Annotated in this window: 11 protein-coding genes and 1 tRNA gene; 11 read left to right on the top strand and 1 reads right to left on the bottom strand. The window is 72.1% G+C overall.

Annotated elements, in window-relative coordinates; all coding sequences use genetic code 11:
* Nucleotides 1-135: 135 nt before the first annotated feature.
* The 9 genes from ACRQ4B_RS14310 (at nucleotide 136) to ACRQ4B_RS14270 (ending at nucleotide 8,858) form a co-directional block, all read left to right on the top strand.
* Entirely contained in the window at nucleotides 136-1,155 is a 1,020-nt protein-coding gene (locus ACRQ4B_RS14310) for a CpaF family protein (protein WP_439692080.1), read from the top strand.
* On the top strand, nucleotides 1,152-2,051 hold the full coding sequence (locus ACRQ4B_RS14305; protein ID WP_439692079.1) for a type II secretion system F family protein: 900 nt from the start codon (nucleotides 1,152-1,154) through the stop codon (nucleotides 2,049-2,051). Before ACRQ4B_RS14310 ends, ACRQ4B_RS14305 begins: the two co-directional genes overlap by 4 nt.
* A gap of 86 nt (nucleotides 2,052-2,137) precedes the next feature.
* Nucleotides 2,138-2,392 carry a DUF4244 domain-containing protein gene (locus tag ACRQ4B_RS14300; RefSeq protein ID WP_439692078.1) on the top strand — a complete coding sequence of 85 codons (255 nt, stop codon included), beginning with the start codon at nucleotides 2,138-2,140 and terminating at the stop codon, nucleotides 2,390-2,392.
* A gap of 10 nt (nucleotides 2,393-2,402) precedes the next feature.
* The gene (locus ACRQ4B_RS14295; protein ID WP_439692077.1) at nucleotides 2,403-2,708 is read left to right on the top strand and encodes a TadE family type IV pilus minor pilin; all 306 of its coding nucleotides are present in this window, start codon (nucleotides 2,403-2,405) and stop codon (nucleotides 2,706-2,708) included.
* Nucleotides 2,709-3,199: 491 nt separating this feature from the next.
* Nucleotides 3,200-6,022: a type I DNA topoisomerase gene (topA, locus tag ACRQ4B_RS14290; RefSeq protein WP_439694406.1), complete on the top strand. Its 2,823-nt coding sequence runs from the start codon at nucleotides 3,200-3,202 to the stop codon at nucleotides 6,020-6,022.
* Nucleotides 6,019-6,654, top strand: coding sequence for a dTMP kinase (tmk, locus tag ACRQ4B_RS14285; protein WP_439692076.1), 636 nt, complete (start codon nucleotides 6,019-6,021; stop codon nucleotides 6,652-6,654). The genes topA and tmk overlap by 4 nt, the downstream gene beginning before the upstream one ends.
* Nucleotides 6,655-6,679: 25 nt before the next feature.
* Nucleotides 6,680-7,822 carry a DNA polymerase III subunit delta' gene (locus ACRQ4B_RS14280; RefSeq protein ID WP_439692075.1) on the top strand — a complete coding sequence of 381 codons (1,143 nt, stop codon included), beginning with the start codon at nucleotides 6,680-6,682 and terminating at the stop codon, nucleotides 7,820-7,822.
* A gap of 286 nt (nucleotides 7,823-8,108) precedes the next feature.
* Nucleotides 8,109-8,738 (top strand): TetR/AcrR family transcriptional regulator, encoded by a 630-nt coding sequence (locus tag ACRQ4B_RS14275; RefSeq protein ID WP_439692074.1) that lies wholly within the window; start codon nucleotides 8,109-8,111, stop codon nucleotides 8,736-8,738.
* 44 nt (nucleotides 8,739-8,782) lie between these two features.
* A tRNA-Thr gene (locus ACRQ4B_RS14270) sits at nucleotides 8,783-8,858 on the top strand.
* Nucleotides 8,859-9,010: 152 nt separating this feature from the next.
* Here ACRQ4B_RS14270 and ACRQ4B_RS14265 read toward each other — a convergent pair.
* Nucleotides 9,011-10,681 (bottom strand): HAD family acid phosphatase, encoded by a 1,671-nt coding sequence (locus ACRQ4B_RS14265; protein WP_439692073.1) that lies wholly within the window; start codon nucleotides 10,679-10,681, stop codon nucleotides 9,011-9,013.
* A gap of 139 nt (nucleotides 10,682-10,820) precedes the next feature.
* On the opposite strand from ACRQ4B_RS14265, the gene ACRQ4B_RS14260 reads away from it, so the two are divergent.
* Both ACRQ4B_RS14260 and dacB read left to right on the top strand, forming a co-directional pair.
* Nucleotides 10,821-11,804 carry a Gfo/Idh/MocA family protein gene (locus tag ACRQ4B_RS14260; protein WP_439692072.1) on the top strand — a complete coding sequence of 328 codons (984 nt, stop codon included), beginning with the start codon at nucleotides 10,821-10,823 and terminating at the stop codon, nucleotides 11,802-11,804.
* Nucleotides 11,805-11,870: 66 nt separating this feature from the next.
* Nucleotides 11,871-13,367 carry a D-alanyl-D-alanine carboxypeptidase/D-alanyl-D-alanine endopeptidase gene (gene dacB, locus ACRQ4B_RS14255; protein WP_439692071.1) on the top strand — a complete coding sequence of 499 codons (1,497 nt, stop codon included), beginning with the start codon at nucleotides 11,871-11,873 and terminating at the stop codon, nucleotides 13,365-13,367.

Genomic DNA, 13,367 nt, shown 5'->3' with positions numbered 1-13,367 from the left:
AGTCGGACACCGAGTGGGGTACGGGTTTCCGTTTCGGGGGACAAATCGGTCCGTTGCTGTGGACGGTGCGGGGGTTCTGCACGGCGCGTTGTGCCCCGATCCGGGCGGACGTCGCACCTCCTACCGTCGTCTCCCATGCACCGACACCGTGCCGAGACCCCGACCGCGCCGGATCCGCCGCCCTTCCTGCCCGGCGCCGCACGACCACGTCGGCGACGTGCCGTCGTGGCGACCGACTTCGAGGAACTCGCCGCCCTGGTCACCGATGCCGACGTCACCGACGTGCTCGTCGTGGGCGGCACGGGGACGTGGATCGACCGCGGCACCGGACTCGAACGGGTCGGGCCGACGCTGCCGGAAGCACGTGTCCGTGCCCTCGCCGCCGAACTCGTCTCCCTCGGCGGGCGGCACGTCGACGAGACCACCCCGTGCGCCGACGTCCGGTACGGCGACGGCATCCGCGTGCACGTCGTGCTCGCCCCGGTGTCCGTCGGCGGCACTGCGGTGTCCATCCGCCTCCCGCGCCCCGAGCTGCCCACCCTGACGACGCTCGAGCGGCTGGGGGTGTTCGACCGGGTCCCGCGGGCGGTCGTCGAACGTGCCGTCGAGCGGCGGAGCAACGTGCTCGTCACCGGGGCGACGGGGAGCGGCAAGACCACCGTGCTCGCGGCGATGCTCGGTGAGGTGCCGACGCACGAACGGATCGTCACCGTCGAGGACGTCGCCGAGCTCCGGATCGACCACCCGCACGTCGTCCGGCTCGAAGGTCGCCAGGCGAACGCCGAGGGCGCCGGCGCGCTGGGTCTCGACCGGCTCGTGCGCGAAGCCCTCCGCATGCGTCCCGACCGGATCGTCGTGGGGGAGTGCCGCGGCGCCGAGGTCCGCGAGCTGCTGTCGGCGCTCAACACCGGACACGACGGCGGGGCCGGCACCGTGCACGCCAACGGCCTGGGTGACGTGGCCGCTCGGCTCGAGGCACTCGGAGCGCTCGCCGGCCTCGGGCCCGAAGCGCTCGCCCGGCAGGCGGTCAGCGCGCTCGACCTCGTCCTCCACGTCGAACGACACGTGGGACGTCGGCGGGTCGGCGCCGTCGGCGTGGTGCGGGTGGGCCCGGACGGGAGGCTCGACGTGCGTCCGGCGGACCGCCTCCCGTGATCGGGCGATCGGGTCCACGGCCGGGGGCGGCCGGGGATGCGGGAACTGCGGGGGTCGCTGCGGTTGCGGGAGCTGCGGCGGGGGCTCCCGCGGCTGCGGGGGCGCGGACGCTCGACCGTGTGGCGACGCTCGTCGCCGCGGGCGTGCCCCCGCCACGAGCCTGGGACCTGGTGGGCGGGTTCCCCCGGCACGACGACCCCGCCTGGCAGGACGTCGCGGCCGTGCTCCGGGTCGCCGAGCGCACCGGCGCACCGGTCGCGGTCGTGCTCCGCGCGCTCGCCGGGGCGCTCCGACGGTCCGCCGCGTCCGACCGTGCGGTCCGCGTGGCGCTCGCTGGACCACGCGCCAGCGCCCGGGTCGTGCTCGCCCTGCCCGTCCTCGGGCTCGCGCTGGGGTCGACGTGGGGCGCCGGCGCGGTGCAGGTCCTGGTGGGGACGCCGATCGGCTGGGGGTGCTGCGCAGTCGCCACGGTCCTGGTGCTCGTGGGGCGGGCGTGGACGGGGCGACTCGTCCGGGCTGCCGCACCGGACGGGCACGTGCCCGGGATCCTCCTCGACGCGTGGGCGGTCGCGGTGTCGGGCGGGGGATCGTGGGCGGCGGGAGGGGCAGCGGTGCGGGCCGCGTTCGGCGGTGCGGTACCCGGTGGCGACGGTGCGCGGCTCCGTGAGGTCATGGCCCTCGCACAGCGTGCCGGGGTGCCGGCGGCAGCGCTGCTCCGGTCCGCCGCCGAGGACGTCCGCGACGACGCCGCGGCCGCGGGTCTCGCGGCGGCGGAGCGACTGGCCGTCCGGCTCGTCCTGCCCCTCGGTGTGTGCGTGCTGCCGGCGTTCGTGCTCGTCGGGGTCGTCCCGGTCGTGATCGGGGTCCTCTCCTCCACAGGCATCGGCACCGGGTGAACCGTCCACGGATCCGGATCGCAGCCCCCGGCACACGCCCGCCGTCGCGAGGCTGGACCCATCACTCCCCGGAAGGACGGAACACCATGACCCACACGACCACCGCACTGCGGCCCCCACGGCGCTCGTCGCAGCGTGCAGCTCGGCGCGCACCACGTCGCCGTCCCCGTCGCGCACCCTGGACGCCACGGCTGCGCGACGACCGCGGGTCTGCCACCGCCGAGTACGCGGTCGTCATCCTCGCCGCCGTGGCCTTCGCCGGGGTCCTCGTCGCGGTCATGCGATCCGGCGAGGTGCAGGCGATGCTCTCGGACCTGGTCCGTGGCGCACTCTCCCTCTGACCGCGGGACCGTGAGCGTCGAGTTCGCGGTGGTGCTGCCCGTCGTGGCCCTCGTGCTCACCTCCCTCGTCGCCGCCGTGCTCGTCGTCGACACCCTGGGACGGTTGGAGCTCGCCGCCATCACGGCGGCGCGGGCGATCGGGCGCGGCGACGACGATGCCGGACGGAGCGCGGCTGCCCGCATCGCACCGGGCGCGAGCCTGACCGTCCGACACGACGGGGACGTCGTCTGCGTCGACGCCGGACGTGGCGGGACCGGCCCGTTCGCCGCGGTCCCGCTGCGGGTCACTGGGTGCGCCGCGGGCGGTGGACGGTGATGACACGCTCCACGGTGGGTCCCGCACGGCGATCGGCTCGGCACGGGGGAACGGACCGAGGATCCGCGACGGTGCTCGTGACGGCCGTCGTGGGCGTCGCGTTCCTCCTCGTCGCGGGAGCGCTCGCCGCGGCAGGTGTCCGGGTCGCGACCGTCCGTGCCGGAGCCGCTGCCGACACGGCGGCGCTCGCCGCGGCCGCGGCCGCAGTCGGGCTCGTGCCCGGCGACCCGTGCACGATCGCGGCCCGCGTCGTGGCAGCCAACCGTGCATCGGTCGACACGTGCCGGATCGCCGCGGCCACGGCCCGGCTCCGCGTCGTCGTGGGGACCGGACCGTTCGCCGTGGGCGCAGTCGCGGTCGCCGGGCCGGCGGACGACCAGCCCGAACACTATGTGTATGGTGTGCCTGTCGGCCCCCGGTCACCGGTGCCCCGGACGACCCGGACCCGCTCGTGGTCCAGGGCCGACGAGCACCATCGATCAAGGAGACACGTGCCAGGCACGAAGAAGCTCGTCATCGTCGAGAGCCCCGCGAAGGCCAAGACGATCGCGCAATACCTCGGTGACGGATACGAGGTCCAGGCGTCCGTCGGACACATCCGGGACCTCGTCGAGCCCAAGAACCTGCCCGCGGAACTCAAGAAGGGCTCCCTCGGCAAGTTCTCGGTGGACGTCGACAACGGCTTCGAGCCCTACTACGTGGTGTCCGACGCCAAGAAGAAGACGGTCTCCGAACTCAAGCGTGCCCTCAAGGAAGCCGACGAGCTCTACCTCGCGACTGATGAGGACCGCGAAGGCGAAGCGATCGCCTGGCACCTCCTCCAGGTCCTCAAGCCCAAGGTGCCCGTCAAGCGGATGGTGTTCCACGAGATCACGAAGGAGGCCATCCAGCGCGCGCAGGAGGCCACCCGCGAACTCGACACCGCGCTCGTCGACGCCCAGGAGACCCGCCGCATCCTCGACCGTCTGTACGGGTACGAGGTCTCGCCGGTGCTCTGGCGGAAGATCGGCCCCGGCCTCTCCGCCGGTCGCGTGCAGTCCGCCGCCACCCGCCTCGTGGTCGACCGTGAACGCGAGCGCCTGGCGTTCGTGTCCGCCAACTACTGGGACCTCAGCGCGCGCTTCGAGAAGGAGGGCGACGCCGCCTTCACCGCTCGGCTCGCCCGAGTCCAGGGCACCCGGGTCGCCTCGGGCCGTGACTTCGACGACCGTGGCGCGCTGAAGGGCGACGCCGTGCGCCTCGACGAAGCAGCGGCTGCCGCCCTGACCACCGTCCTCGAGCGCGCTGGCGACGCCACCGTCCGCAGCGTCGAGTCGAAGCCGTACACGCGTCGTCCGGCCGCGCCGTTCACGACCTCGACCATGCAGCAGGAGGCGGCCCGCAAGCTGCGCCTGTCGCCGCGGCAGACGGCCCGTGCCGCGCAGACGCTGTACGAGAACGGCTACATCACCTACATCCGTACCGACTCGGTGAACCTCTCCAAGCAGGCGCTCGACGCCGCGCGGAAGCAGGCAGCCGACCTCTACGGCGCCGAGACCGTGCCGGACAAGCCCCGCGTCTACGCGAGCAAGAGCAAGAACGCGCAGGAGGCGCACGAGGCGATCCGGCCCGCGGGCGACACGTTCCGGACGCCGGCCCAGCTCCAGGGCACCCTCACCGGTGTCGAGTGGCGCCTCTACGACCTCATCTGGAAGCGCACGATCGCCTCGCAGATGGCGGACGCCAAGGGGTCGACGGCGTCCATCGTGCTCGGCATCACCTCGGACGAGTCGGTCGACGGCATCGCGTCGACGGCGAAGGGCACCGACGCCGAGTTCACGGCGTCGGGCACCGTCATCACGTTCCGCGGGTTCCTCAACGCCTACGAAGAGGGCAAGGACGAGGACCGCCACGAGACCTCCGACCGCTCCGGCAACGACGTGGCACTGCCCGACGTGCACGAGGGCGAGCACCTCGGCGTGGACGACGTCGTCGCCAAGGGGCACGACACGACGCCGCCGCCGCGCTACACCGAGGCGAGCCTGATCAAGACGCTGGAGGACCTCGACATCGGGCGTCCGTCCACCTTCCCCACGATCAGCCCGACGATCATCGACCGCGGCTACGTCTCCCTGCGCGGCACCCAGCTCGTGCCGAACTGGATCGCGTTCAGCGTGGTGCGGCTGCTCGAGGACTACTTCGGCGACCTGGTGCAGTACCAGTTCACCGCCGACATGGAAGCCGACCTCGACAAGATCGCGAACGGCGACGCCGACCGGGTCGACTGGCTCAAGGAGTTCTACTTCGGTGGCGGCGACCAGCGTGGCCTCCGCACGGTCATCGACAACCTCGGCGAGATCGACGCGCGCGAGATCAACTCGGTCGAGCTCGCGCCCGGCCTGACGCTGCGCATCGGTCGGTACGGCCCCTACATCGAGGTGCCGAGCGACGACCCGGAGAAGCCCCGCCGGGTGAACGTGCCCGAGGACCTCGCGCCCGACGAGCTCACCGCCGAGAAGGCGCGCGAACTGGTGGACGCGCCGGTGCTCGGCGACCGCGTCGTCGGCATCAACCCGGTGTCCGGCAAGGAGGTCCTGGCGAAGGACGGTCGGTTCGGCCCCTACGTCACGGAGCGCACGCCGGAGCCGGAGCCCGCCGTGGACCCGACCACCGGCGAGGTGCTCGAGTCCGCCGCGACCGCCGCGGCGAAGGCCGAGTCCACCACCGCGACGGACGACACCGCCGCTGCCGCGACGAAGACCGCAGCCAAGAAGGCCCCGGCGAAGAAGACGACGAAGAAGGCCACGGCGCCGAAGGAGCGCACCGCCTCGCTCTTCAAGTCGATGGACCCGCAGACGGTCGACCTCGAGACCGCCCTGAAGCTGCTCGACCTGCCCCGGACCGTCGGGACCGACCCCGAGTCGGGAGACGACATCACCGCCCAGAACGGTCGGTACGGCCCCTACCTCAAGAAGGGCACCGACACCCGGACCCTCCCGGGCGAGGACGCCATCTTCGACATCGACCTGCCGGGCGCCCTCGAGCTGTTCGCGCAGCCGAAGTACGGCGGACGCCGTGCCGCGAGCGCCGCGCTCAAGGAGTTCGACGCCGACCCGGTGTCCGGCAAGCCGATCAAGATGAAGGACGGCCGCTTCGGACCGTACGTCACCGACGGCGAGACGAACGCGACGATCCCGCGCGGCGAGGACGTCGAGGCCGTCGACCACGCCCGCGCCGTCGAACTCATCGCGGACAAGCGTGCCAAGGGTCCGGCGAAGAAGAAGGCGCCCGCGAAGAAGGCGCCCGCGCGGAAGCCGGCGGCCAAGAAGAAGTGACCGGTCGGTTCATCACGCTCGAGGGTGGCGACGGCGCCGGCAAGACGACGCAGGCGGAGCTCCTGACCGCCTGGCTCGAGGAGCACGGGAGCACCGTCGTCCGCACCCGCGAGCCGGGTGGCACCGACCTCGGGGTGCGCATCCGCGAGATCGTCCTCCACGAGCGCGGGCACGTCGCGCCCCGTGCCGAGGCACTGCTCTACGCCGCGGACCGGGCGCACCACGTCGAGACCCTGGTGCGACCGGCCATCGCCCGGGGTGACGTCGTCCTGCAGGACCGGTACATCGACTCCTCGGTGGCGTACCAGGGCGTCGCGCGTGGCCTCGGGGCCGAGCACATCCGTTCGGTGTCCGCGTGGGCGACGGACGACCTCGTACCGGACCTGACGATCCTGCTCGACCTCGACGTCTCGGCCGGCCGTGCCCGGGTCGCCGCCGCGCGGGGGGACACCTTCGACCGGCTCGAGTCCGAGGCTGCGGCGTTCCACGAGACCGTCCGCCGAGCGTTCCTGGACATGGCGGACGCCGAGCCCGAGCGGTTCCTCGTCGTCGACGCGTCGGCACCCGCTGACGACGTCCAGCGGGCGATCCGCACCGCGGTGGCGCCCCTGGTCGGGATCGACGCGGGATGACGGTGGCGACTGGCAGGATTGCCCCGTGAGCGTGTGGGACGGCCTGACCGGGCAAGAGGAAGCGGTCGCATCCCTGCGGAACGCCGCCGAGTCACCCGACGGCACCGGCGGGATGACGCACTCGTGGCTGATCACCGGCCCGCCGGGCTCCGGACGGTCGAACGTGGCCTCCGCCTTCGCCGCGGCCCTCGTCGGCAGCGGGCCGGACGACGACCACACCCTGCAGCAGATCACCGCGAAGACGCACCCGGATGTCTCGGTGCTCACCACGCAGCGGGTCATCATCACGATCGACGAGATCCGGCAGCTGGTGACCTCGTCGCACTACTCGCCCTCGGTGGGTCGGTACCGCGTCGTCATCATCGAGGACGCCGACAGGATGACCGAACGAACCTCGAACCTGCTGCTCAAGGCGCTCGAGGAACCACCCGAGCGCACCGTGTGGATCCTCTGTGCACCGAGTGAGGCGGACCTGCTGCCGACGATCCGCTCCCGAGTGCGTTCGGTGCGGCTCCGGGTGCCCGGCATCGAGTCCGTGGCCGACCTGCTCGTCGCACGCACGGGGGTCGACCGTGCCCTCGCGATGGACGCCGCGCGGCAGGCGCAGAGCCACATCGGCATGGCGCAGCGGTTGGCGACGAGCGAGGACGCTCGAGCGCGCCGCCGTCGGACCCTGACCACCGTGCTCGGCGTCCGGACCGTCGGGGACGCCGTGATGGCGGCGGCCGATCTCCTCGCGGTCGCCGACGAGGACGCCAAGGCCATCACGCAGCAGCGCGACAGCGAGGAGCGCGACGCCGCCATGCGGTCGCTCGGCATCGAACCGGGTGGCACGGTCCCGCCGGCGCTGCGATCGCAGTTGCGCGTGCTGGAAGAGGACCAGAAGCGCCGGGCGACGCGGAGCCTCCGGGACGGGTTGGACCGCATCCTCGTGGACGTCTCGTCGCTCTACCGCGACCTGCTGCTGCTCGGACTCGGCGCCCCGGCGGAGCCGGTCAACCTGGCGATGCGCGAGCACCTCGACCGGGAACGGCAGTCGGTGACGCCGGCCGCTGCGCTCGAGGTCCTCGACGCGATCGCCCTCGCCCGCCAGCGCATCGCGGCGAACGTCGCGGCACTGCTCGCACTCGAGGCGCTGCTCGTCACGATCGCCCGCGCGCGCCGCTGACCCCGCCACGGGGCGCCCGCCGCTCCGCGGCGTGCGAGGTACCGCAGTGTGCGAGGTCTCGCCCAGTGTGCGAGCCGAGATGCCCCGCACCCAGCGCGGCACCTCGCACACTGCGCGCAAGCGCAAGCGCAAGCGCAGGCGCACGCGCACCGCGCACGCGCACCGCGCACGCGCGACCACGTCGCGGACGGGAGGCACGGTGCGGGCCCGTCCCGCGCCTCCCGTCCGGTCACACCCTGTGTCACCTCCGATCCCGCCGCACTGCCGCGCATGGGACAATCGCCGCATGTCCGACGCAGAACCCGGCCTGCGCGAGCGGAAGCGCCGCGCCACCCGTCTCGCGATCCAACAGGCTGCGCTCCGCATCGCGATCGACGACGGCCTCGCGGCCGTGACGGTGGACGAGATCTCGCGCCGGGCCGACGTGTCGCCGCGCACGTTCTTCAACTACTTCCCGAACAAGGAACGCGCGATCCTCGGGGACGACCCGACGTTGCCGGAGGACTCGGTGCTCGCGGACTTCGTCGCGGGCGGCCCGTCGGGGGACCTGCTTGCCGACCTCGGTGCGTTGCTCGTGCACTCGACCCGGGAGCTCATCGAGGAACGCGGACTGATCGAGGAGCGGCAGCAGGTCCTCCGCGCCGCGCCCGAGCTCTTCAGTCGGCGGATGGAGTCGATGAAGGAGTTCCAGGGGCAGATCGAGCGGGCCGTCGTCGCGCGGCTCGAGGGCGCGGGCACGGCAGGCGACCCCGTCGCGCTGCGTCGCCGTGCGCGTCTGGCGTCCCTCGTGGCGCTGGCGGCCCTCCGGCACGCGTGGTGGGAGTGGTCGGACGCCGGTTCCGAGACGCACCTGGTCGACGAGCTCGAGCGGTCGTTCGCGGACCTCGACACGCTCGTTTCGCGTTCGCTGGTGTGAACCTGTATAGTTGTGACCCGTGCCGCTCCGGCAACGGAGCGCCCGCCGCCTTAGCTCAGTCGGCAGAGCGATTCACTCGTAATGAATAGGTCGTCGGTTCGATTCCGACAGGCGGCTCCAGAAAAGCCCCGGTCAGGTCCCTGTTGCAGGAACCCGACCGGGGCTTTCGCCGTTCCCGGACCGGTGCCGGATCGGGCACCGGCACCGGCACCGGCACTGGCACTGAGCCCGGCACCGGCACCGAGCCCGGTGTCGGCACCGGGCCCAGCCGCTCAGGGCAGGTAGTACGTCGGGTTCGGCAGCTTCACGCTCCGGTCAGCCGACCCGCCGAGCAGGTCGCTGTACTGGTCACCGAAGTTCGCGACGACGTCGTAGCGTCCGCCGGCACGCGACTCGATGTGCGCGCGGGTCTGCGACTTGTACTCGACGGTCGTGCACTTCGCGGTCGCGCAGGTGATGTACGACGGCTGCTGGGACGCGCCCACGCCGGTCCACTTCGTGTAGTACGTCTGCGTGCCACGGGTGGTCTCGGCGAACTGCGGGTAACCGACCGCGTTGAGGTTCGCGATGGTGGCGGTCTTCTGGTCGTCGTTGCGGCCGGTCAACCCGATGATGGTGCAGCCGGCGCGCTGCGCGACGGAGACGAGCGACGTCATCGACGGTGTCGCGGGGAAGCGTTCGTCCTGGACCCACTCGTCCTGGAGTGCGGGGTCGAAGACGAAGTGCATGTCCGCGACCTCCATGTCGTAGGTCCACAGCGTGGTGTCGTCGGCGTCGAGCACGATCGCGGGGTTGCGGTGCTGCTTCGACGCGACGAAGCACTGCGCTGCGACGACCGGCGCCTGCTTCCGCACGATGGACCGCATCTCGCGGATGTACGGGGAGTCGGTCTTGTCCGCGATGCCGGTGCCCGGGTCGCCGTAGTACGTCGCGATGGTCTTCTTCACGGAGTCGATGTTCGGGATGCCCTCGCCGCCCTGGGCGGCACCGGACGAACCGTCGGCGGCCATCGTGAACTGCGTGCGCGGGGTGAGGCGCGGCTCGGAGACGCCGGGCAGGTCCGCGGAGGGGAGGTAGTAGGTGGGGTTCGGCAGCTTCACCGACCGGTCGGCGTAGCCGCCCTGCAGGTCGCTCCACTGGTCGCCGATGTTCAGGGTGATGTCGTAGCCGAGGTCCTGCTCGATGTGCTTGCGCGTGAGGGCCTTGTACTCGACGGTCGTGCACTTCGCGGTGGCGCAGGTGATGTACGACGGCTGCTGGGATGCGCCGACACCGGTCCACTTCGTGAAGAAGCGGTCCTGCGTGAAGGCGGTGTACCCGACCTTCGCCAGGTTCTGCACGGTCGCGGTCTTCTGGTCGTCGTTCCGGCCGGTGAGCCCGAAGACGGTGAAGCCCATCGCCTGGGCGCGGTTCACGAACCCGACCATCGACGGGACGGCGGGGAAACGTTCGTCCTGGACCCACTCGTCCTGTCGGGCGGGGTCGAAGACGAAGTGCATGTCCGCGACCTCCATGTCGTAGGTCCACAGCGTGGTGTCGTCGGCGTCGAGCACGATGGCCGGCTTCTCGCCGCGGCGCACGGCCTGGTCGTGGATGCGCTGGAGTCCGGCGCTCTGGCGAGCGACGACGGACTGCATCTCGCGGATGTACGGGGAGTCGGTGCGGTTCGCGATGCCGGTGCCGGGGTCGCCGTAGTACGTCGCGATGGTCTTCTTCACGGAGTCGATGTTCGGGATGCCCTCACCGCCCTGGGTGGCACCGGACGATCCGTCGGCGGCCATCGTGAAGTGCGTCCTCGGGGTCAGTCCGGCATCGCTCGAGTGCCCGGGCGTGTGTCCTGGGGGCCCCCAACCGTGCGCGTTCGCCGGGGTGACACCGACGAGGGTGGACGTGAGGACGATCGCGGCGCTGGTGGCGACGACGGACAGGACGGATCGGCGCATGGAGACCTTCTCGTGGAGGGGATGCCCCCGAACGGGGGATGTGGCAGCACGCTAGCTGGCAATCCGCCGTGGAGTCCATACCAAAGTGCTGCGGGCGGACAGGGGGTCCAGGGAACAGCCCGCTGGTAGACAGGGGGGCATGACGGTTCGCTGGGGAGTCATCGGCACAGGCGGCATCGCCCGGTCCTTCGTGGGGGACTGCACCGCTGCGGGCATCGAGTTCGTCGCGGTCGGCAGTCGCACGGCGGACCGCGCCGCCGCGTTCGCGTCCGAGTTCGGCATCCCCCGGTCGTACGGGTCGTACGAGGAACTCGTCGCCGACGACACCGTGGACGCCGTGTACGTCGCCACACCGCACTCCCGGCACGCCGAGGGCGCCCTGCTCGCCATCGGGGCGGGGAAGCACGTCCTCGTCGAGAAGGCCTTCACGATCACCGCGGCCGAGGCCCGACGGGTGGTCGATGCCGCTCGGCGCGCCGACGTCGCCGTGATGGAGGCGATGTGGACCCGCTTCCTCCCGCAGATGTCGATGATCCGGGAGCTCGTCGCCGAGGGGCGGATCGGCCGGGTCCGGCTCGTCGAGGCGACGCACCACCAGGCACTGCCGAGCGACCCGTCGCACCGGCTGAACGACCCGGCGCTCGGCGGTGGCGCGATGCTCGACCTCGGCATCTACCCGATCTCGTTCGCCGTCGACGTGCTCGGTGTGCCGACGTCGGTCGTGGCGGCCGGGACGCTGAGCGACCAGGGCGTGGACACGCAGATGGGCCTGGTGCTCACCCACGAGGGCGGCACCCAGTCCGTGCTGCACTTCGGGCTCGACCTCCGCAGTCCGAACACCGCGTCGGTGATCGGCGAGGCGGGCCGCATCGACCTCGACTCGACGTGGTTCACGCCGACGACCTGGCGGCTCCGCGACCGGGACGGCGTGGTCGTCGAGGAGTTCGACGGGCGTGAGGAGCTCACGGGGTACGCGCACGAGGTCCGCGCGTTCGAGGCGATGATCGCCTCCGGGACCCACGAGGGCGGTCCGATGGACCCCGAGGAGACCGTCGCGATCATGGCCCTCATGGACGAGGCGCGCCGTCAGGTGGGGGTCCGCTACGCGGCCGACGCCGACTGAGTCGGGACCGACGAGTTCGGTCGCAGGCCTGGAGGCTCCTCCCGCAGTTCCGTAGGATCGTTCGCGATGTCCGACCAGCAGCCCTCACCGCGCTCCGTCCCGGATCGCCTCCGCGACGCGCTCACGTCGTTCCGCGCCTCCGTCGCACGTCGCCCGGTCCCGTGGATCGCCGGCGGTCTCGCAGCGGTCCTCGTGCTCGGTTCCGGCGGTGCCGTCGCGGTCGCGGCGGCGACCATGCCCGAGCCGCGCAGTTCCGCGCGCGCGGTGGCGGGCGCGACCACCTCCGCGACGCCCTCCGCGTCCTCGGCGGCGACACCGGAGAGCACCCCGACGCCGACCGGGCGCACCGTGCCGAAGGACGTCGCCGGACCGTCGGCGCTGCGGTCCTGCACCATCACCTCCGCGGCGTCCGCCAGCGGGCTCGGTGCGTTCGAGGGCTACGTGATGAACGCGAAGACCGGTGAGGTCCTGTTCTCGCGGAACGGTGACAAGGCCGCGCAGACCGGAAGCGTCATGAAGACCCTCACCACGGCGACCGCATTGGCCGTGCTCGGCGGGGACCACCGCATCCCGACGACCGTGACGAAGGAGGCCGGCGGGACCATCGCGCTCGTCGGCCACGGCGACGCCACGCTCTCGGCCGGCGGTGCCACGGTGTACCCGGGTGCACCGACGCTCGGCCAGCTCGCCCAGCAGGTCAAGGCGAAGCTCGGTGACACGCCGGTCACCACCATCGTCACGGACGACACCTACTGGAACGACGCCGACGCGTGGGACCCGACCTGGCCCGTCAGTGAACGGACGATCGGGTACCAGCCGAACGTCACCGCCCTGATGGTCGACGGCGACCGCGCGAACCCCGGTGCCGCGACGTCGCCCCGGTCCACCGACCCGGTCGGCCGGGCCGGAGCGCTCTTCCGCACGGCGCTCGCGAACGCCGGGGTCGTCGGAGCGGCGAACGCGCAGGTCGTCAAGCGGGCGACGACGAGCACGGACACGATCGCCACCGTGTCGTCGCAGCCGGTGTCGACGCTGATCGGCCAGATGATCCCGAACTCGGACAACACGCTCGCCGAGATGCTTGCGCGGATCTCGTCGAAGGAGTCCGGAGCGAACGGGTCCGCGGCGTCCCTGACGTCCGTCTACCAGGCCGCCCTGAAGTCGTACGGCGTGGACCCGTCCGGCATCGTCATCAAGGACGGCTCGGGCGAGAGCGCGGCGAACGCCGTCTCGCCGAACTTCGTCGCCCACCTCATGGTGCAGGTGCAGGAGGGGGCGAAGGGCCTCGGCACGCTCGCGGACGCGCTGCCGGTGTCCGGGCAGTCCGGAACGCTCGCCAGCCGGTTCACCGGGGCGAACGCGGTCGCCCGGGGCAAGGTGCACGCGAAGACCGGGTGGATCGACAGTGCGAACACCCTCGGCGGGTACATCGACGCCGCGGACGGGTCCCGCCTGACGTTCGCCTTCTACGCGATCGGGTCGTCGCGGGCGGCTGCGCTCCCGGCGCTCGACGCGGTCACCGCCGCCACCTACTCGTGCGGGAGCAAGCTCACCGGGTCCTGA

The organism is Curtobacterium sp. SP.BCo (genome assembly GCF_051903265.1).
In the GTDB taxonomy this organism is placed as follows: Bacteria; Actinomycetota; Actinomycetes; order Actinomycetales; family Microbacteriaceae; genus Curtobacterium.
This window is presented reverse-complemented; position numbering and strand designations above follow the sequence as displayed.